This window comes from Aeromonas sp. Prich7-2 (genome assembly GCF_017939255.1).
Taxonomy (GTDB): Bacteria; Pseudomonadota; Gammaproteobacteria; order Enterobacterales; family Aeromonadaceae; genus Aeromonas; species Aeromonas caviae.
In genome coordinates this window covers 1-19,047 of the sequence record NZ_JAGKRI010000008.1, presented here as the reverse complement: position 1 = coordinate 19,047, position 19,047 = coordinate 1, and the positions used below count along the sequence as shown (strand labels likewise).

Sequence of the window (19,047 nt, the reverse complement as noted above, 5' to 3'; positions counted from 1 at the left end):
TTGTGGTTCGATTTCCTCTCTTAATGTTCGCTTAAGTTTGCCGTCCTAGGATGACCCCGTATCTGGACCTCCCTGGCTCTTGTCCTGTTTTTCAGGGCCGAGTGTCGGGATGGTCACCACGAAGCCTGCTGGCAGGTTGTTAGTTCCACTGGTTTGTCGGAGTCTCTCTATGCGTCTCACTCTGGGAGTGATGAAGGTCAATCTGTTGCTGGTGCTGCTGTTTGCACTGGTCTTCAACTGGCCCATTTTCCTGCACTTTTATCGCATTCTCAGCGCCCTTGAACACGTCAAGGCGGGGTTTGTCCTCTCCATTCCCCTGGTACTGGTGGCGGCCCTCAACGCGGTGTTCCTGCCCTTTACCTTCCGTTATCTGCTCAAGCCCTTTTTCGCCTTGCTCATCCTGACCGGCTCCCTGGTCAGTTACGCCATGCTCAAGTACGGGGTGATCTTCGACATGGGCATGATGCAGAACATCATCGAGACCAACAGCGGGGAGGCGGGCTCCTACCTCAACGGCTCCGTGGTGCTCTGGTTCCTGCTGACCGGCCTGCTGCCGGTGCTGGTCCTGCTGTGGGTGAAGATTGAGTATCCCCGTCCCTGGTACAAGGGACTGGGTCTGCGCCTCGGCTCCATCGCCCTCTCCTTGCTGTTTCTGGTGGGGGCTGCCGCCCTTTATTACCAGGATTACGCCTCGGTCGGGCGCAATAACAAGTCCCTCGGCAAGGAGATAGTGCCCGCCAACTATGTGCACGGGCTCTACAAGTACGCCCGGGATGTGGTCTTCGCGACTCCCATTCCCTACCAGCAGATCGGCACCGATGCCAGGGTGATCGGCCAGCATGAGAAGCCGACCCTGATGTTCCTGGTGGTGGGGGAGACGGCCCGCAGCCAGAACTACTCCCTCAACGGCTACAAGAAGGAGACCAACGGCTTCACCGAGAAGGAGGCCAATGTGGTCTCGTTCAGGAACGTGCGCTCCTGCGGCACCGCCACGGCGCTCTCCGTGCCCTGCATGTTCTCGAACATGACCCGGCGCGGCTATGACGAGGCCAGGGCCCAGTCCCAGGATGGCTTGCTGGACGTGCTGCAACATGCCGGGATCTCGGTGCTCTGGAAGGAAAACGACGGCGGCTGCAAGGGGGTGTGCAAAAACGTTCCCACCATCGAGATTGAGCCCAAGGCATTCCCCGCATACTGCTCCGGCAATGCCTGTCATGACGAGGTGCTGTTGCAGGGGCTGGATCAGCAGATCGCCGACATGCAGGGCAAGCAGGGCAGCAAGCTGGTGGCCTTCCACCTGATGGGCAGCCACGGTCCGACCTACTATCGCCGCTACCCGGCCGCCGATCGCGTCTTCCTGCCGGACTGCCCGCGCAGCGACATCGAGAACTGCAGCAACGAAGAGCTGGTGAACACCTATGACAACACCATCCGCTACACCGACAAGGTGCTGGCCCAGCTCATCGACAAGCTCAAGAGCCTGGAGAGCCAGTACAACGTGGGGCTGGTCTATCTGTCGGATCACGGCGAATCCCTCGGTGCCATGGGGCTCTATCTGCACGGCACCCCCTACAAGTTCGCACCGGACGATCAGACCCGGGTGCCGCTCCTGACCTGGTTCTCTCCCCAGTTGCAGGCAGACCGTCAGCTCAATCTGGATTGCCTGCAACAGGAGGCAGCCAGCAAGCGCTTCTCCCACGACAACCTGTTTCACTCCATGCTCGGCATCATGGACGTGCAGACCCAGGTCTATGACGGCAAGCTGGATCTGTTCAAGCCGTGCCGGGCAGGGTGAACCACGGCGTCCGATTACGCCGCTACGGGGCTAATCGAACCTACGCTCTGTTCAAACCTTGTAGAGCGGGGTGAACCGGCGAAAACAGACCATAAAAAAACGGCAGCCACTGGCTGCCGTTTTCGTATCCGAAGGGGTGGGCCTACTTCTGCTCCATGATGATCTGCAGCAGATCCCCTTCCAGCAGGGAGCGCTTGACCAGGGCGAAGCCGCCGATGGTGGGCTGGTTCTGGAAGCGCGCCTTCACGATGGGCAGGCCGCGATGGAAACTTGGCAGAGACTGGTGTTCGACGCAGCGGCGGATGGCCGGGATCAGGATCTCTTCGGCGGCGGTGATTTCACCGGCGATGAGCACCTTCTGGGGGTTGAACAGGTTGACCGTGATGGCGATGGCGCGCCCCAGGTGCTCCCCCACGTTCTCGATCACGCTGCGGGCCAGCTCGTCACCGGCCACCGCCGCCTTGCACACCTCCTGGATGGTGATGTGCTTCTCTTGCAGCGAACTCAGGTGACCGCGGCTGATGAGCTCCTTCACCTTGTCGACGATGGCCTCGTTGGAGGCGATGGTCTCGAGGCAGCCGAAGTTGCCGCAGTGGCAGCGCTTGCCGAGCGGTTCGACCTGGATGTGGCCTATTTCACCGACGTTGCGGTTCTGGCCGAGAAACACCTTGCCCTTGGTGATGATGCCAGATCCCGTCCCTTGGTGGACACTCACCAGGATGGAGTCCATGCAGTCGCGGGACTCGCCGAAGAAGTGTTCGGCCAGCGCCAGCGAACGGGTGTCGTTGCCCACGTAGCAGGGGAGGTTGAAGTGGTGCTCCAGGAGCTTGGCGAGCCCCAGGTTGCGGATCTGGTAGGTGGGGGTGTAGATGACCATGCCGGATTCCGGGTTGACCAGACCCGGCATGGTCAGCGCGATGCTGATGAGGTTGCGGCTGCGATCCTGATTGGCGTCGATGAAGGCGCCAATCTCCCGCAGCAGCATGTCCACCACGGGTTGCTGCTCGATCTCGGTCACCTGGGTGATGTGTTGATCGAGCTCCTTGCCGTCGAGGTCATACAGGGAGAGCTGCAGGTAGCCGCGACCCAGCTTGGCGGACACAAACTGGAAGCGATGCTTGATGGTGGTCAGGGAGATGGCGCGGCGCCCGCCAGTGGAGGCTTGCGGCGAGGTTTCCCTGATGAGACCGTGCTCGATCAGTTGCCGGGTTATCTTGGTCACGCTGGCCGGGGCCAGCTGACTCAACTCGGCAATTTTGACCCGCGAGATGGGCCCCTGCAGGTCAATGAGGCGATAGACGACCGCACTGTTTACCTGCTTGATAAGATCTACGTTTGCTATTTGTCCGCCAGTCATAGTGTCACTGTGTTGTGTAGTGTCCGTTAACCACGGTCCCGCAGACCGCGAAGGCCTGATCAAAGACGGTGAGGTTGGCAATTTTTCCGACCTGGATACTACCGAGACGCGAGTCCCATCCAATGGCGCGAGCGGGGTAAAGGGTGGCCATTCTCAGTGCTTCGTCGAGCGGCAATCCGACCTGTTTGACCAGATTTTCCACCCCTTCGATCATGGTGAGGGCGGAGCCGCCGAGTGTACCATTCTCATCGACGCACTGACCATCGCGGAAATAGACGGTTGCACCGCAAAAATCAAATTTCTCAAAGCCTTCCGGTGCGCCTGCCGCCGCGGTGGCATCGGTGACCAGCACCAGCCGCTCCCCCAGCATCCTGTGCGCCAGGCGCACGTTGGCCCAGTGTACGTGGTGGCCGTCGACGATGATGCCCGCATAGACATCCTTGCGATCGTAGATGGCACCGACCACGCCGGGCTCGCGACCGTTCAGGGTCGGGGTCATGGCGTTGTAGAGGTGGGTGGCAAAGCGCATGCCGTTGTCAAAGCCCGCCATGGCCTGGTCGTAGTTGGCGGCGGTGTGGCCGGCGGAGACCAGGATGCCGGCCTCCACCAGACGGCGGATGTGCTCGGGCTTGTTGCGCTCCGGCGCCAGGGTGATCTTGGCGATGGCGTCCGCGTTGTCGCAGAAGAAGTCGATCATCTCGTCGGCGGGCTGGCGGATCTGTTCGGCCGGGTGGATCCCCTTGCGCTTGAGGTTGGTGTAGGGCCCTTCCAGATGGACGCCAAGCACCTCGTTGGGGTGGGCGGCCATGTAGTCGCGGGTGACGGCGACGGCCTGCTTCATGTCCGCATCCGGGCTGGTGATCAGGGTCGGCAGGAAGCTGGTGGTCCCGGATTTCAGGTTGGCCGCCTGCATGGTGGCCAGGGTGTCCGTGGTGATGTGACCGTTGAACATGACGCCACCGCAGCCGTTGAGCTGGACGTCGATGAAGCCGGCGCTGAGGTTGGCGCCCTGGAGGTCAATCTGCTCGATGCCGGCGGGCAGTTCTGCCTGGCGGTAGATGGCGACAATCTTGTCGCCATCGATGACCACGCCATAACCGGTCAGCACGCAGCTGCCGGTGTAGAGAGTGCAATTAGTCAGAGCGTACATGGGAGCTCCTCAGAGGTGCTTGATATTGTCGGCTTCCAGTTGCTGGAAGTAGCGCACCGTCTTGACCTTCAACTCCATGGTGGAAGGTTCGTCGCACACCACAATCCCTTTCGGATGCAGTTGCAGGGTGGAGATGGTCCACATGTGGTTGACGCAGCCCTCCACGGTGGCCTGCAGGGCCTGGGCCTTGGCGTGACCGACCACCAGGATCAGGATCTCTTCGGCGTCCATCAGGGTGCCGACACCCACGGTCAGGGCCAGCTTGGGCACCTGCTCCATGTCGCCGCCAAAGAAGCGGGAGTTGGCGATGCGGGTGTCTTCGGTCAGGGTCTTGACCCGGGTACGGGAAGCCAGGGAAGAGGCCGGTTCGTTGAAGGCGATGTGGCCGTCATTGCCGACGCCGCCCATGAACAGGTGGATCTTGCCGTAGGACTTGATCTTGTCTTCGTAGCGCTGGCACTCGGCCACCAGATCCTCGGCGTTGCCATTGAGGATGTTGATGTTTTCCGGGCGAATGTCCACGTGATTGAAGAAGTTGTTGTGCATGAAGCTGTGGTAGCTCTCCGGGTGTTCCTTGGGCAGCCCCACGTACTCGTCCATGTTGAAGGTGACCACGTTCTGGAAGCTCACCTCGCCGGCTTTATGCAGCTCAATCAGGCGCTTGTAGGTGTTGAGCGGGGTGCCGCCAGTGGGCAGACCCAGCACGAAGGGGCGCTCGGCAGTGGGTTTGAACGCATTGATGCGGTCAACGATGTAACGGGCAGACCAGAGACCCACCTGGCTGGCAGACTTCAACGGGATCAGGCGCATTCTATATACCTCAGTACGGTTGCCGCACAGGGAGTGACGGCAAGGGACCAGACACGGATTCAAGTTGTTTTATAGCGTAAATAAAGATTGCAAACTAAGCCACATCTATCGGCTACCTTTATCTCTGTTGAGTGATAATGATCACGAAAGCTGGTTTATTAATTTGCGCAGCGAAATAAAACACATAGACTGCCAATCAAGCCTTGATGGCTTATGCGTCGAACGTGATAAGCACTTAATTTCTAGAAAAACACCAACTAAGGAGAGGAACCGTGAACATTCTCGGTTATTTGCAAAAGATCGGCCGTGCCCTGATGGTGCCGGTAGCGGTATTGCCTGCCGCCGCGATCCTGATGGGGATTGGCTACTGGATTGACCCGAACGGTTGGGGTGGCGGAAGCCCTCTGGCTGCGTTTCTGATCAAGGCGGGCGCCGCCATCATCGACAGTATGCCCATTCTGTTCGCCGTCGGCGTCGCTTACGGCATGTCCAAGGATAAAGACGGTTCCGCCGCGCTGGCCGGTCTGGTCGGCTTCCTGGTGGTCACCACCCTGCTGAGCCCGGGCGCCGTGGCCCAGATCAAGGGTATCCCGGCCGACCAGGTGCCGGCAGCCTTTGCCAAGATCAGCAACCAGTTCGTCGGCATCCTGTGTGGTGTCATCGCCGCCGAGCTCTACAACCGCTTCAGCAGCGTGGAGCTGCACAAGGCGCTGGCTTTCTTCTCCGGTCGTCGTCTGGTGCCGATCGTGACCTCCGTGGTGATGATCGTCGTCTCCTTCATCCTGATGGCCGTCTGGCCGGTCATCTACGGTGGCCTGGTGAGCTTCGGTGAATCCATCGTCAGCATGGGCTCCACCGGTGCCGGCATCTATGCCTTCTTCAACCGTCTGCTGATCCCGGTTGGTCTGCACCACGCCCTGAACTCCGTGTTCTGGTTCGACGTGGCCGGCATCAACGACATCCCGAACTTCCTGGGTGGCCAATCCTCCATCGACGCCGGCAAGGCTGTCGTGGGCGTGACCGGCATGTATCAGGCCGGCTTCTTCCCCATCATGATGTTCGGTCTGCCGGGTGCCGCACTGGCCATCTACCACAGCGCGAAGAAAGAGAACAAAGAGAAGGTTGCGTCCATCATGATCGCTGCCGCCTTTGCCGCCTTCTTCACCGGGGTGACCGAGCCGCTCGAGTTCTCCTTCATGTTCGTGGCGCCGGTACTGTACGTCATCCACGCCCTGCTGACCGGTATCTCCGTGTTCATCGCAGCCTCCATGCACTGGATCGCCGGTTTCGGCTTCAGCGCCGGTCTGGTGGATATGGTGCTCTCCAGCCGCAACCCGCTGGCGACCCAGTGGTACATGCTGCTGGTACAGGGTCTGGTCTTCTTCGGCCTCTACTACGTGGTCTTCCGCGCCGTGATCGCCAAGTTCAACCTGAAAACCCCGGGTCGTGAAGATGACGAAGCCGTGCCGGTACAGGCTCAAACCACCGACCGCACCGAGCTGGCCAAGCAGTATCTGGAAGTGCTGGGTGGTCAGGAGAACCTGGTGACCATCGATGCCTGCATCACCCGTCTGCGTCTGACCCTGAAAGACCGCAGCATCGTTGACGAGCGCAAGCTCAAAGCCCTGGGCGCGGCCGGTGTGGTCAAGCTCGGTGAGCAGAACCTGCAGGTGATTCTGGGCCCATTGGCCGAGATCATCGCCGGTGAGATGAAAGCCCTGCGTTAATCGAGCGACTCGCTCACCTCAAGTCTAAGTCCATTGTTGACATAACTAAGGGCCCCGCCTCGGGGCCCCATATAAAAAAAGCCAAGAAAATCCAACCTTTACTTCAAATGAGAGCAGCAGTTATGAACTTGAAACATTCTCTGTTAGCCATTGCCATGTCTACCGTTTTCGCCGGTCCCGCACTTGCAGCCGATGCTGCCAGGCAAGCGGTGGTCGACGCCCTCGCCAGCAACCTCGTCGTCAAGTACGAAGTCGTCACCAATGACGGTGCCGGCGCCGGTCTTGACTGCCAGGCCCTGGGCTCCGAGTGGGCAAGCTGCGGCGTTGCCAAGCTGCACCTGACCAATACCGGTGCCGACGTCACCTCCAAGGACTGGAGCATCTATGTCTCCTCCATCCGCCGCATCCAGCGGGTGGACAACGACCAGTTCACCATCACCCACCTGACCGGCGACCTCTATCGTTTGACGCCGACCGAGAAGTTCCAGGGCTTTGCCAAGGACGCCACGGTCGAGGTGCCCCTGGTGGTGGAATACTGGGTATTGTTCGAATCTGACATCATGCCGAACTGGTATGTCGCCAGTGAAGGGGCCGAGCCGAAAGTGCTGGCCAGCATGAGCAACATCGACGATGCCAGCACCTACGAGAAGCCGATGCCGGCCGATGGCTGGAAGCGCACCAAGGATGACAACAACATCCTGATGAACAGCGAGACCCGTTTCGCCGCGAACCAGACCAGTACCCTGCTGCCTGCCGGCAAGATTGACGACCGCATCCTGCCAAGCCCGATGAAGCAGGTGGTCAAGGCCGGCCCGCAAGTCGACTTCTCCACCATCAAGCTCAATGCCCTTGACCTGCCGAGCGATCGCGCCGAGGCCCTGAAGGCGCAACTGACCAAGCTGGGTGTTACCCTCTCCGACACCGGCTACCCGGTCACCATCAAGCTCGGCAGCAAGCTCAAGCAGGCCGAAGGCTACGACATGACCATCGGCCAGAAGGGCACCGTCATTCAGGGGCACGACGTTGACGGCGCCTTCTGGGGCGCCCAGTCTCTGATCTCTCTGCTGGGGGTTGACGACAAGCTGGTGAGTCAGATGAGCGTCGAGGATGCGCCGCGCTTTGAATACCGGGGCATGCAGACCGACGTGGCCCGTCACTTCCGAAGCCCGGAGACCATGAAGAAACTGGTGGATCAGATGTCCGCCATGAAGCTCAACGTGCTGCACCTGGGGCTGACCAACGATGAAGGCTGGCGTCTGGAGATCCCGGGCCTGCCGGAGCTGACCGACGTCGGCAGCCAGCGTTGCCATGACGAGTCCGAAACCAAGTGCCTGATGCCGCAGCTCGGCTCCGGCCCCACCAGCGACAACCAGGGCTCCGGTTTCTACAGCAAGGCGGACTACATCGACCTGGTACGCTATGCCAAGGCGCGCGGTGTGACCGTGATCCCCGAGATCAACATGCCGGCCCACGCCCGTGCCGCCGTGGTCTCCATGGAGGCACGCTACAAGCGTCTGATGAGCGAGGGCAAAGAGGCCGAGGCGAACCAGTTCCGTCTGACTGACCCGGCCGATACCTCCAACGTCACCTCGGTGCAGTTCTACGACAAGATGTCCTTCATCAACCCCTGCCAGCCGGGTGCCGCCACCTTCGTGGCCAAGGTGATGGATGAAGTGGCCCAGATGCACCAGGCCGCCGGCCAGCCGCTGACCGCCTGGCACTACGGTGGTGACGAGGCGAAGAACATCATGCAGGGCGGTGGTTACCAGGATCCGGCCGTCACCAAGAAAGAAGAGCTGGTGGCATGGAAGGGCAACGTCGACTCCAGCAAGCAGGACAAGCCGTTCGGCAAGTCCCCGATGTGCCAGAAGATGATCGACGATGGCAAGATCAAGGACGTGGCCGAGCTGCCGGTCTACTTTGCCAAGGAAGTGAGCGAGATGGTCAAGGGTCACGGCTTCTCCACCCTGCAGGCGTGGGAAGATGGTCTGAAATACGCCAACAGCGCCAAGGACTTCGCCACCGACAACACCCGTGTCAACTTCTGGGAAACCCTCTACTGGGGTGGCTTCAACGAAGCGATGAAGTGGGCGCACAAGGGTTATGACGTGGTGCTCTCCAATCCGGATTACCTCTACTTCGACTTCCCGAACGAGGTACACCCGGCCGAGCGTGGCTACTACTGGGCAACCCGCTTCAACGACACCCGCAAGGTGTTCGCCTTCGCCCCGGAAAACCTGCCGCAGAACGCCGAGACCTCGGTTGACCGCGACGGCAACGCCTTCGTGGCCAAGGGTGACCAGGATCCGGTCAAGTTCAAGGGGATCTCCGGTCAGCAATGGAGTGAAACCGTGCGCACCGATGCCCAGTACGAGTACATGGTCTACCCGCGCATCTTCTCCGTGGCCGAGCGCGCTTGGCACAAGGGCGGCTTCGAGCTCGATTACGTGAAGGGTCGCGAGTTCTCCGGCACTACCAAGCATGTCAACAAGGCCACCCTGAACAAGGAGTGGAACCAGTTTGCCAACGTGCTGGGTCAGCGAGTGCTGCCCAAACTGGACCAGGCCGGGGTGGAATATCGCCTCTCCGTACCGGGTGCCAAGGTGGTGAACGGTGTGCTGGAAGCGAATGTGGATCTGCCGGGTCTGCCCATCCAGTACAGCCTGGATGGCAAGAGCTGGAGCGCCTACGACGCTGCCGCCAAGCCGACCGTGGATGGCAAGGTCTGGCTGCGTACCACCAGCTTCGATGGCAAGCGTACCAGCCGCGTCACCGAGCTGAACTGATAGCTCTCAATCCATAACGCAAGGTGGGTCGCAAGACCCGCCTTTCCCAAGGTCGATGGCCATCGGGTTTGGGAAAGGTTGACTCTGCGTGTGAACCTTTGTTGTGTGTGTTTTGTCTGTTTTTCATCACTTGAGACCCCGCCCCGTGCGGGGCTTTTTTTGACCAGGATCTCTGCAATTTCTCCCGTTTCGCCGTTTTTGGTGCGCCAATGACCCGAATTGGCCAAATTCAGGTTGAGGCAGGGCGCGTAATGAGGGATCATACCCGGCTTGACGGCGGGGGTATGAGGGTGCCAGCCGGCACAACGTCCGCCAGTGACGCATTTTTGAGGTGAGCCATGAGTCAGGCGAACAGCCCAACTAACTTTATTCGTCAGATCATTGATGAAGATCTGGCCAGCGGTAAGCACAGCAGCGTGCATACCCGTTTCCCGCCGGAGCCGAACGGTTATCTCCATATCGGCCACGCCAAATCCATCTGCCTGAACTTCGGCATCGCCCGCGACTATCAGGGTCAGTGCAACCTGCGTTTCGATGACACCAACCCGGCGAAGGAAGACATCGAGTTCGTGGAGTCCATCAAGCAGGACGTCCAGTGGCTGGGCTTCCAGTGGAGCGGCGAGATCTGCTACTCCTCCGACTATTTCCACAAGCTGCACGGCTACGCCATCGAACTCATCGAGAAGGGACTGGCCTATGTGGACGAGCTCTCCCCGGAGCAGATGCGCGAATACCGCGGCACCCTGACCGCCCCTGGCAAGAACAGCCCGTTCCGCGATCGCAGCGTGGAAGAAAACCTGGCCCTGTTCGCCAAGATGAAGAACGGCGAGATGGCCGAAGGGAGCGCCTGCCTGCGCGCCAAGATCGACATGGCATCCCCCTTCATGGTGATGCGCGATCCCGTCATCTATCGCATCAAGTTTGCCCACCACCACCAGACCGGTGACGAGTGGTGCATCTACCCGATGTATGACTTCACCCACTGCATCTCGGATGCCCTGGAGGGGATCACCCACTCCCTGTGTACCCTGGAGTTCCAGGACAACCGTCGCCTGTATGACTGGGTGCTGGACAACATCAGCATCGACTGTCACCCCCGTCAGTACGAGTTCTCCCGTCTGAACCTCGAATACACCGTCATGTCCAAGCGCAAGCTGAACCTGCTGGTGACCGAGGGGCACGTGAACGGCTGGGATGATCCGCGCATGCTGACCGTCTCCGGTCTGCGCCGCCGTGGTTACACCCCGGCCTCCATCCGCGAGTTCTGCAAGCGCATCGGTGTGACCAAGCAGGATAACATCGTCGAGATGAGCATGCTGGAAGCCTGCATCCGCGACGATCTCAACGAGAACGCCCCGCGCGCCATGGCCGTGCTGCACCCGGTGAAGGTGGTGATCGAGAACCTGGCGGCCGACGAGGTGCTGACAGCCCCTGCGCACCCGAACAAGCCGGAGATGGGGACCCGTGAGCTGCATTTCTCCCGCGAAATCTTCATCGACGAGGCGGACTTCAAAGAGGAAGCCAACAAGCAGTTCAAGCGGCTGGTGCTGGGCAAGGAAGTGCGCCTGCGCAACGCCTACGTCATCAAGGCCGAACGGGTCGAGAAGGATGCGGACGGCAAGGTCACCTGCATCTACTGCTCTTACGACCCCGAGACCCTGGGCAAGGATCCGGCGGACGGCCGCAAGGTGAAAGGGGTGATCCACTGGGTCAGCGCCACTCACTCCCTGCCGGCCGAAGTGCGTCTCTACGACCGTCTGTTCAAGGTGCCGAACCCGGGCGCCGAGGATGACTTCGAAGCGGCTCTGAATCCGGAATCCCTGGTGATCATCGAAGGGGCCCGGGTGGAAGCTTCCCTGAAGGATGCCAAGCCGGAGTTTGCCTACCAGTTCGAGCGTGAAGGTTACTTCTGCGCCGACAACAAGCTCTCCAGCGCCGAGCGCCTGGTGTTCAACCGCACCGTGGCCCTGCGTGACGTCTGGGGCAAGGCCGAGGCCTGATAGAAGAGGGCAGGGGAGACCCTGCCGCTTCTGGTCCGGATTGCGGACACAAAAAAGCCAGCATCATGCTGGCTTTTTTATTGCGCCGACCCGGCCGAATCAATCGTCGTGCTTGCAGTCACCGTTGGCGCAGTGGCCATACAGGTAAAGGCTGTGGTTGGTCAGGCGGATGTTGTGCGCCTTGGCGATGTCGCGCTGGCGCTGTTCGATCACCTCGTCGGAGAACTCGATCACCTTGCCGCAGTCGAGGCAGACCAGGTGGTCGTGGTGCTCCTGGGTGGCGAGCTCGAACACCGACTTGCCCCCTTCGAAATGGTGACGGGTGACGATACCGGCATCATCAAACTGGTTGAGAACGCGATAAACGGTAGCGAGACCAATCTCCTCGCCCTGATCGATCAGCCGTTTGTACAGATCTTCCGCACTGGTGTGCTGGCAGTCCGGCTGTTGCAGGATTTCCAGGATCTTGACACGGGGCAAGGTGATCTTGAGCCCGGCCTTTTTTAACGCTTGGTTGTTGTCTGCCATTTCTATTTATTCGCATTCTCGAAGGTGTGGTTATTCTGATTGACTGCCGCTGTAATGGCAACCACGAACTCGCTTGGCCTGTCATTATAGGTCGTAGCCAAGTTAAAAATAAACCCAGCAATTCAAGGGCTTTAGATCATCAAGCCCGTCATGGGAATATTCAGGCCCGCTTGCTCGACCAGAGAATGTTGATACTATGTGACTTCTTTATAGTCTGGTCGGATGAGATCCATGGATTGGCTTTTCGGCAATGCCGCCTGGGTGCGCTGCGCCCTCAACGCCTGGCCCCCCTTCTGGGGCGCAGGCATCAAGATAGAAACCCTGAGCCCCGATTTCCGCTTCTGCCGGGTGACGCTCAAGTCCCGCTGGTGGAACAAGAATGCCAACCGGACCCAGTTCGGCGGCAGCATGTTCGCCATGACGGATCCCATCTACCCGTTGATGCTGATGGGCTATTTCAAGAACCGCTACTACGTGTGGGACAAGGCGGGCAGCATCAATTTCATCAAGCCGGGCAAGGGCAAACTGGTGGCGGAGTTCACCCTGAGCGACGCCAAGCTGGCATCGATCGTGGCGGCGACCGAGGGGGGAGAGAAGCACTTTCCCGAGTTCGAGGTGCAGGTGCAGGATGGTCAGGGCGAGCTGGTGGCCCAGGTGAAGCGCACCCTCTATGTCAGATCCAAGCCCCAGCACAGGGGTGGCTGAATGCCTGCTGCAGATGCAACAAGGGCCCCGTCGGGGCCCTTGTTGCATGAAGAGGGAGGGAGATCAGATCACTCCAGCTCGCCCAGGCACATCTCTTCGTGCAGCTGTTTGCACCAGCCCTTGACACGCTCGGCTGTCAGTTCGGGTTGGCGATCTTCGTCGATGCCCAGGCCCACGAAGTGTTTGTCATCCACGAGCGCCTTGGAGGCTTCGAACTCGTAGCTGGCGGTCGGCCAGTGGCCGATGATGATGGCGCCCTTGGCTTCGACGATGTCACGCAGGGTGCCCATGGCGTCGAGGAAGTACTCGGCATAGTCTTCCTGATCGCCGCATCCGAAGATGGCCACCAGCTTGTTGTTGAAGTCGATCTCTTCGAGTTCGGGGAAGAAGTCGTCCCAATCGGCCTGGGCTTCGCCGTAGTACCAAGTCGGGATGCCGAACATCAGCAGATCGAAGCTGTCGATATCGGCCTTGCTGCTCTTGGCAATGTCACGGACTTCAATCAGTTGTTTGCCCAGTTCTTTCTGGATCATCTTGGCGACAGCTTCGGTATTACCGGTATCGCTGCCGAAAAACAGACCTACACTAGCCATAGTGTTTCGTTACCCGTATCTGGTGTTGATGCTTGACGGTTCAGATTGCGATGCCTGCTGCATGAGCAGACTCGATCTGTTGCTTCAGGATAGATTGGATCAGCTCGGCTCGGCTGACGTTCTGTTGCAGCGCAAGTTGGTTCAGGCGCTCCAGCAACTCGGCTTCCACCTTTAACTCGACCCGTTTCAGCCCGTTCTCACGATCGCGCTTGAGCTGGTTGCGCTTGTTGATCTTGAGCTGGGTCTCGCGGGGGAGTGGATTGGTCTTTGGCCTGCCGGGGCGCTTCTCAGTTGCGAACAGATCCAGTGTTGTTCGATCAGTTTGCTGTTTGGCCATACATCACAGATGAAAAGTAGTTAGCCGATCCCTGAGCCTTCCCAGCCCATTTCGATCAGCCCCTTGGCGACAAAACCCGCGCAACCCAGAAACAGCACCAGCCAGACGATGAAGCGGCCGAAGCGGGGCACATTGCCCCGTTTGAGCACGTCCTGAATGGCCAGACCAATCAGCAGGAAGATGGCCACGAAGAACAGTTTCAGGCCCAGACTCTCGATGAGATCGATGTGTTCACTCAGCATGGATTGCGCGCACTCCTTAAGACGGGCGCACTATATCACAAAGGATTTGAAACTGTTAACCGCCTGTCGACAGGAAATCCACAACCAGTTTGTTGAACAAAACCGGCTTTTCCGCGTGCAACCAGTGGCCGGTGCCGGCGATGACGCGGGCCCTGGCGGCCGGGAACTGGGCCATCGCGGCCCCGGTGTATTCGGGCAGCATATAGTCGGAGTCGCCCCCCTTGATGAAGAGTGTCGCGCCTTCGAAGCGGCGTTCATCGTCGGGCCAGCCCATGATGTTGGCGTAGTTGCGCTCAAGGGCCGGCACGTTGAAACGCCACCCCCATCCAGACTCCCCTTTGGCGAAGGATTTGAGCAGGAACTGGCGCACCCCGGCGATCTCGATGTGCTCGGCCAGCATGGCTTCCGCCTCGCTGCGGCTCTGGGGGGGCGTGGCCAGCGTGGCATTGAGCCCGGCAAACACGTTCTTGTGGCGGGCGTGGGGATAGGCCACCGGGGCGATGTCCGCCACCACCAGCTTGCTGACCCTGTGAGGGGCCTGCTTGGCGACCTGCATGGCGACCTTGCCCCCCATGGAGTGGCCCACCAGGGCCACCTGCTCAAGTCCAAGATGGTCCAGCAGGGCCAGGATGTCCGCCGCCTGGGCCGGGTAGCTCATCTCGTCCGAGTGAAAGGAGGCGCCGTGATTGCGCAGATCGACGCTGATGACCCGGTATTGTTCGCAGAGGGGGCGCGCCAGCAGGCCGAGGTTGTCCAGGCTGCCAAAGAGGCCATGGATCAGCACGACAGTCGGGCCTTCGCCCTGATCCTTGAAGTTCAATCGTGGGTATTGTTGCAAAATGACACCTTATCGGTCGTGGGCTCTATCGCCATAATTTTTAACACACTGAAAGAAAAGGATTTCATTCCTGGTGGGGGATTTTTTTGTGGTTTTTTTTCAAAAATATCGCCCCGGGATCGGCTATCAGTGCGGGGGATCACACACTTGGCCCGTCATTATGCCGTATTCTCAAGGAGATTCATGCACATCTGTCCGCCCCTTGCTTGGGCTGCCGGGTCTGCCTATGTATAATCGCCGCATCCGAATTTCGACGAGTCCAGCGCATCCCTATGAAAACCATCGAGCTTGATGACGATCTCTACTTCTTTATCGCGAGCCAGACCCGGCACATCGGCGAGAGTGCGTCCGATATCCTGCGTCGCCTGCTGGAGCAACCCGCCCAGGCCGGCACGGCAACCGTGGCGGCCGCGCCTGCGATGCAACCGCAACCCGTGGCAGATGCCCTGGGGCTGGAGGCGTTGCTGGACTCCGGCGAGCTTCAGAAAGAAGAGAAGTCCATCAACCGCTTCATGCTGGTATTGAGCACCCTCTATCGGGACAACCCGGAAGGCTTCACCCAGGCGACCGAGATAAAAGGGCGCAAGCGCGTCTACTTCTCCCGTGACCCGGAAGCGCTGCGTGCCAGTGGCAGCACCACCAAGCCCAAGCCGGTACCGGAGACCCCGTTCTGGGTGATCACCAATACCAATACCAGCCGCAAGCAGAACATGGTGGCCCAGCTCATGAACAGCATGGGTTATGACGAGGATCTGACGGCTCGGGTGTGCGGCGCCGTTTAACCCATCAATGACTTCAGGCCTTGCCGGGCAAGGCTCAGCTCAAGGAAAACGCCATGGCACAGCATTCCCACGCCGGTCAGCCGGCTCGTCTTTGCGATCTGACCAACATTCCCCGTCTGGTCAGCGCCTACTACCTCAACAAGCCGGACATGAGCCGCCCTGAGCAGCGGGTCGCCTTCGGCACCTCCGGTCACCGCGGCAGCGCCCTGCACAGCGCCTTCACCGAATCCCACATTCTGGCGGTGACCCAGGCGCTGGTGGAGTACCGCCAGCAGGCCGGTATCACGGGGCCGCTGTTCGTCGGCATGGATACCCATGCCCTGTCCGAATCCGCCTTTGCCAGCGCGGTGGAAGTGCTGGCGGCCAACGGTGTCGAGACCCGCATTCAGGCTGGCCTCGGCTTCACGCCGACCCCGGTCATCTCCCATGCCATCCTGCGCCACAACGCAGGCAAACCCGTGGCCCAGGCGGACGGCGTGGTGATCACCCCGTCCCACAACCCGCCGGAAGATGGTGGCTTCAAATACAACCCGCCCCACGGCGGTCCTGCCGAAGGCGAGATCACCAAGTGGGTGGAGGATCGCGCCAACGCGATCCTGGAAGCGGGCCTGGCCGGCGTGAAGCGGATGCCGTTTGCCGAGGCCCTCAAGAGCCCGTTCGTGGTGGAACACGACTATGTCACCCCTTATGTGGATGATCTCGAAAACGTGCTGGATCTGGCCGCCATCAAGCAGGCTGGCATCAAGATCGGCGTGGATCCGCTGGGTGGCTCCGGCGTCGCCTACTGGGACGTCATCGCCAGGCGCTACGGTCTGGACATCGAGGTGGTGAACTACAAGGTCGATCCGACCTTCTCCTTCATGACCCTGGACAAAGACGGCAAGATCCGGATGGACTGTTCCAGCCCGTTCGCCATGGCGAGCCTGATTGCCCTGAAAGACAAGTTCGACATCGCCCTTGGCAATGACCCTGACTACGACCGTCACGGCATCGTCACCAAGGCGGGCCTGATGAATCCGAACCACTATCTGGCGGTGGCGATCCAGTATCTGTTCACCCACAGAACCGGCTGGCCCAAGGGGGCGGCCGTCGGCAAGACGCTGGTCTCCTCTTCCATGATCGACCGGGTGGCCGGCGAGATCGGTCGCACCCTCAAAGAGGTGCCGGTCGGCTTCAAGTGGTTCGTGGACGGTCTCTACAGCGGCGAGTTCGGCTTTGGCGGCGAGGAGAGCGCGGGTGCCTCCTTCCTGCGCAAGGACGGTACCGTCTGGACCACCGACAAGGATGGCTTCATCCTGGCGCTGCTGGCGGCCGAGATCCTGGCGGTGACCGGCAAGGATCCCCAGGCCCACTACGATGCGCTCGAAGCCAGATTCGGCCGCTCCAGCTACCGCCGCATCGATGCCCCGGCCAACAGCGCCCAGAAGGCGGTGCTCTCCAAGCTGGATCCGGCCCTGGTGGAAGCCTCCACCCTGGCTGGCGAGCCCATCCTCGCCAAGCTGACCAAGGCGCCGGGCAACGATGCCGCCATCGGCGGCCTGAAAGTGGTGACCGAGAACGGCTGGTTCGCGGCGCGCCCCTCCGGCACCGAGTCCATCTACAAGATCTACATGGAGAGCTTCAAGGGGGAGGCGCACCTGGACCTCATCCAGCAGGAAGCCCAGCAGATCGTCTCCGCCGCCCTGGCCAAGGCAGGCGTTTGACCCTAACGGCAACAACCCATGTGAAAGAGGAGCCCTGGTGGCTCCTCTTTTTTTGTGTCGGGTTGACTGCGGATCAGCCGTTGTCGACGCTGCCGATGGCGGCCTTGCGGTTCTGCCAGCGCTTGAGGAAGGAGCGGGCCGGCAGCTTCATCAGGAAGAGAGAGAGCAGGATGATGCCGATGCCGAGCCACTGACGGCCATCCAGGGTTTCTCCCACCATCAGCACACCGCAGGAGACCGCCACCATGGGATTGGTGAGGGCCAGCATCCCCATCACCTCCGGGCCATGGCGTTTGAGTCCCCAGAGCCAGGCCCAGTAGGCCAGGGCCGTGTTGAGGATCACCAGCCAGATAAGCCCGGGAGTGGCGTCAGCCTTGGGCAGGGGCATGGGGCCGGCCAGCCACCAGGCCAGCGGGATCAGCATCAGGCCGCCCAGCAGCAGCTGCCAGGCGGTCAGAGCCAGCAGATCGTCCACCGGCCAGCGTTGCATCCAGCGGCTCGACTGGCCGATGAGCAGGGTGGCGAGCAGGGCGCACGCCACGCCGACGGGATCCAGATTGGCAGAGGGATTGAGCAACAAGAGCACCCCGACGAGCCCCATCACCCCCAGCAACAGCCACTTGAGCGTCGGTCTGACACCGTCTTGCAGCCAGGCCAGCCCCATCAGGATGAGGGGCAGCGTCGCTCCCAACGTACCCGCCACGGCGCCGGGCAGGCGAAACGCCGCCACGAACAGCAGGGCGAAGAAGGCGGTGATGTTGCAAAACGCCAGCAGGAACTGCCTGCTCCAGACGAGAGGCGGTCTGCGGGGATGGAGCAACAGCAGCAGCACCCCGGCGGGGAGGGCGCGCCACACGGCCACCCAGTAGGGGGAGTAGTCGGTCAGGTAGAGACTGACGACGGCATAGGTGCTGCCCCAGAGCAGGGGGGCGAGCAGGGCGATCAGCAGCGGCATGGTTATCTCGTAACAAAGTATCTTTAAGTAAAGATACATTAGCCGCGAGTTGGTTTATTATCAAGTATCTTCATGTAAAGATAATGGAGCCCGAATGGAGAGTGATCATGTAGATCAGCTGCTGGCCCAGTGGGCCCGGCAGCGCCCGGACCTCGACTGCACCCCCATGGGGGTGCTGGGGAGGGTGGCGCGCATGGCGGCGATCGCCGGGCGCGAAGTGAGCGAGACCCTCAAGGAGTGCGGTCTGCTGGGGTCTGACTTCGATATCCTGGCGACCCTGCGTCGGGCCGGTGAGCCGCTGACCCCGACCGCGCTCTACCAGTCCGCCATGCTGAGTTCAGGGGCCATGACGGCCCGGCTCGACAAGCTGGAGCAGCGTGGCCTGATAAGACGTGAAGCCTCCCCCGATGACAGACGCAGCCTGCTGGTCTGCCTGACGGAGCCGGGGCGGGAGCTGGTTGACCATGCGGTGGAACAGCACGTGGCGAACGAGCGCCGCCTGCTGGCCCCATTGAGCCTGGCCGAACAGGAGCAGCTGGCCGCCCTGCTCAAACGCTGGCTGCTGGAAAACGAATAAAAAAAACGGGCCTGCGGGCCTAATGCCAGTCAGTTAAGCCTGACTGGCATTGTTTTTACTAGGTTTTCTCGTCGCATACTTCTGTGGTTTGGCTTTGATGCACCTTGGGTAACTTCGTTCTCGGCGGGCGGGTAACTTGAACTGCTCTGCCTGTTTGTCCAA

Annotated in this window: 17 protein-coding genes; 8 read left to right on the top strand and 9 right to left on the bottom strand. The window is 60.5% G+C overall.

Annotated elements, in window-relative coordinates:
- Positions 1–169: 169 nt before the first annotated feature.
- Positions 170–1,795, top strand: coding sequence for a phosphoethanolamine--lipid A transferase (locus J9892_RS02050; protein ID WP_029314244.1), 1,626 nt, complete (start codon positions 170–172; stop codon positions 1,793–1,795).
- Between the two features lie 142 nt (positions 1,796–1,937).
- Here the strand turns inward: J9892_RS02050 and J9892_RS02045 are convergent, their stop codons facing one another.
- The 3 genes from J9892_RS02045 to nagB are packed head-to-tail and all read right to left on the bottom strand — an operon-like array spanning position 1,938 to position 5,112.
- Positions 1,938–3,152 carry an ROK family protein gene (locus J9892_RS02045; protein WP_010674096.1) on the bottom strand — a complete coding sequence of 405 codons (1,215 nt, stop codon included), beginning with the start codon at positions 3,150–3,152 and terminating at the stop codon, positions 1,938–1,940.
- Between the two features lie 4 nt (positions 3,153–3,156).
- Positions 3,157–4,302 (bottom strand): N-acetylglucosamine-6-phosphate deacetylase, encoded by a 1,146-nt coding sequence (gene nagA / locus J9892_RS02040; protein ID WP_043155200.1) that lies wholly within the window; start codon positions 4,300–4,302, stop codon positions 3,157–3,159.
- A 9-nt stretch (positions 4,303–4,311) separates the two neighbouring features.
- On the bottom strand, positions 4,312–5,112 hold the full coding sequence (gene nagB / locus J9892_RS02035) for a glucosamine-6-phosphate deaminase (RefSeq protein WP_043155198.1): 801 nt from the start codon (positions 5,110–5,112) through the stop codon (positions 4,312–4,314).
- Positions 5,113–5,384: 272 nt separating this feature from the next.
- On the opposite strand from nagB, the gene nagE reads away from it, so the two are divergent.
- The 3 genes from nagE to glnS all read left to right on the top strand — a co-directional run bounded on the left by nagE (position 5,385) and on the right by glnS (position 11,625).
- A complete protein-coding gene (gene nagE, locus J9892_RS02030) occupies positions 5,385–6,839 on the top strand; it encodes an N-acetylglucosamine-specific PTS transporter subunit IIBC (RefSeq protein WP_039039841.1) in 1,455 nt (484 codons plus the stop codon).
- Between the two features lie 122 nt (positions 6,840–6,961).
- Positions 6,962–9,625, top strand: coding sequence for a beta-N-acetylhexosaminidase (locus J9892_RS02025; RefSeq protein WP_043155196.1), 2,664 nt, complete (start codon positions 6,962–6,964; stop codon positions 9,623–9,625).
- A 338-nt stretch (positions 9,626–9,963) separates the two neighbouring features.
- Positions 9,964–11,625 carry a glutamine--tRNA ligase gene (gene glnS / locus J9892_RS02020; protein WP_010674101.1) on the top strand — a complete coding sequence of 554 codons (1,662 nt, stop codon included), beginning with the start codon at positions 9,964–9,966 and terminating at the stop codon, positions 11,623–11,625.
- 99 nt (positions 11,626–11,724) lie between these two features.
- Here glnS and fur read toward each other — a convergent pair whose 3' ends face one another.
- Complete coding sequence (gene fur, locus J9892_RS02015; RefSeq protein WP_010674102.1) at positions 11,725–12,153, bottom strand: ferric iron uptake transcriptional regulator; 429 nt, start codon at positions 12,151–12,153, stop codon at positions 11,725–11,727.
- A gap of 231 nt (positions 12,154–12,384) precedes the next feature.
- Between fur and J9892_RS02010 the strand changes: the two genes are divergently transcribed.
- Positions 12,385–12,858 (top strand): DUF4442 domain-containing protein, encoded by a 474-nt coding sequence (locus J9892_RS02010; RefSeq protein ID WP_010674103.1) that lies wholly within the window; start codon positions 12,385–12,387, stop codon positions 12,856–12,858.
- A gap of 68 nt (positions 12,859–12,926) precedes the next feature.
- On the opposite strand, the gene fldA is transcribed toward J9892_RS02010, so the two are convergent.
- From fldA to J9892_RS01990, 4 genes are read right to left on the bottom strand one after another with little or no spacing between them, the layout of a single operon-like run.
- The gene (fldA, locus tag J9892_RS02005) at positions 12,927–13,451 is read right to left on the bottom strand and encodes a flavodoxin FldA (RefSeq protein WP_010674104.1); all 525 of its coding nucleotides are present in this window, start codon (positions 13,449–13,451) and stop codon (positions 12,927–12,929) included.
- A 40-nt stretch (positions 13,452–13,491) separates the two neighbouring features.
- The gene (gene ybfE / locus J9892_RS02000) at positions 13,492–13,788 is read right to left on the bottom strand and encodes a LexA regulated protein (RefSeq protein ID WP_005325670.1); all 297 of its coding nucleotides are present in this window, start codon (positions 13,786–13,788) and stop codon (positions 13,492–13,494) included.
- Positions 13,789–13,808: 20 nt separating this feature from the next.
- On the bottom strand, positions 13,809–14,030 hold the full coding sequence (locus tag J9892_RS01995; protein WP_010674106.1) for a DUF2788 domain-containing protein: 222 nt from the start codon (positions 14,028–14,030) through the stop codon (positions 13,809–13,811).
- 55 nt (positions 14,031–14,085) lie between these two features.
- Complete coding sequence (locus J9892_RS01990; protein ID WP_113977976.1) at positions 14,086–14,850, bottom strand: alpha/beta fold hydrolase; 765 nt, start codon at positions 14,848–14,850, stop codon at positions 14,086–14,088.
- 290 nt (positions 14,851–15,140) lie between these two features.
- On the opposite strand from J9892_RS01990, the gene seqA reads away from it, so the two are divergent.
- Complete coding sequence (gene seqA / locus J9892_RS01985; RefSeq protein WP_042017344.1) at positions 15,141–15,650, top strand: replication initiation negative regulator SeqA; 510 nt, start codon at positions 15,141–15,143, stop codon at positions 15,648–15,650.
- Positions 15,651–15,703: 53 nt separating this feature from the next.
- Positions 15,704–17,353, top strand: a complete 1,650-nt coding sequence (pgm, locus tag J9892_RS01980) for a phosphoglucomutase (alpha-D-glucose-1,6-bisphosphate-dependent) (protein ID WP_010674109.1) — start codon at positions 15,704–15,706, stop codon at positions 17,351–17,353.
- 73 nt (positions 17,354–17,426) lie between these two features.
- On the opposite strand, the gene J9892_RS01975 is transcribed toward pgm, so the two are convergent.
- A complete protein-coding gene (locus tag J9892_RS01975; protein WP_043154179.1) occupies positions 17,427–18,308 on the bottom strand; it encodes an EamA family transporter in 882 nt (293 codons plus the stop codon).
- A gap of 94 nt (positions 18,309–18,402) precedes the next feature.
- On the opposite strand from J9892_RS01975, the gene J9892_RS01970 reads away from it, so the two are divergent.
- Positions 18,403–18,885, top strand: coding sequence for a MarR family transcriptional regulator (locus tag J9892_RS01970; RefSeq protein ID WP_042017340.1), 483 nt, complete (start codon positions 18,403–18,405; stop codon positions 18,883–18,885).
- Positions 18,886–19,047: the final 162 nt, after the last annotated feature.

Coding starts and splice junctions, on each gene's coding strand:
- ybfE (WP_005325670.1), bottom strand. CDS start 13,788: ATGGCCAAACAGCAAACTGATCGAACAACACTGGATCTGTTCGCAACT.
- J9892_RS01995 (WP_010674106.1), bottom strand. CDS start 14,030: ATGCTGAGTGAACACATCGATCTCATCGAGAGTCTGGGCCTGAAACTG.
- J9892_RS01975 (WP_043154179.1), bottom strand. CDS start 18,308: ATGCCGCTGCTGATCGCCCTGCTCGCCCCCCTGCTCTGGGGCAGCACC.
- J9892_RS01970 (WP_042017340.1), top strand. CDS start 18,403: ATGGAGAGTGATCATGTAGATCAGCTGCTGGCCCAGTGGGCCCGGCAG.
- J9892_RS02050 (WP_029314244.1), top strand. CDS start 170: ATGCGTCTCACTCTGGGAGTGATGAAGGTCAATCTGTTGCTGGTGCTG.
- J9892_RS02025 (WP_043155196.1), top strand. CDS start 6,962: ATGAACTTGAAACATTCTCTGTTAGCCATTGCCATGTCTACCGTTTTC.
- fldA (WP_010674104.1), bottom strand. CDS start 13,451: ATGGCTAGTGTAGGTCTGTTTTTCGGCAGCGATACCGGTAATACCGAA.
- J9892_RS02010 (WP_010674103.1), top strand. CDS start 12,385: ATGGATTGGCTTTTCGGCAATGCCGCCTGGGTGCGCTGCGCCCTCAAC.
- nagB (WP_043155198.1), bottom strand. CDS start 5,112: ATGCGCCTGATCCCGTTGAAGTCTGCCAGCCAGGTGGGTCTCTGGTCT.
- glnS (WP_010674101.1), top strand. CDS start 9,964: ATGAGTCAGGCGAACAGCCCAACTAACTTTATTCGTCAGATCATTGAT.
- pgm (WP_010674109.1), top strand. CDS start 15,704: ATGGCACAGCATTCCCACGCCGGTCAGCCGGCTCGTCTTTGCGATCTG.
- fur (WP_010674102.1), bottom strand. CDS start 12,153: ATGGCAGACAACAACCAAGCGTTAAAAAAGGCCGGGCTCAAGATCACC.
- seqA (WP_042017344.1), top strand. CDS start 15,141: ATGAAAACCATCGAGCTTGATGACGATCTCTACTTCTTTATCGCGAGC.
- nagA (WP_043155200.1), bottom strand. CDS start 4,302: ATGTACGCTCTGACTAATTGCACTCTCTACACCGGCAGCTGCGTGCTG.
- J9892_RS02045 (WP_010674096.1), bottom strand. CDS start 3,152: ATGACTGGCGGACAAATAGCAAACGTAGATCTTATCAAGCAGGTAAAC.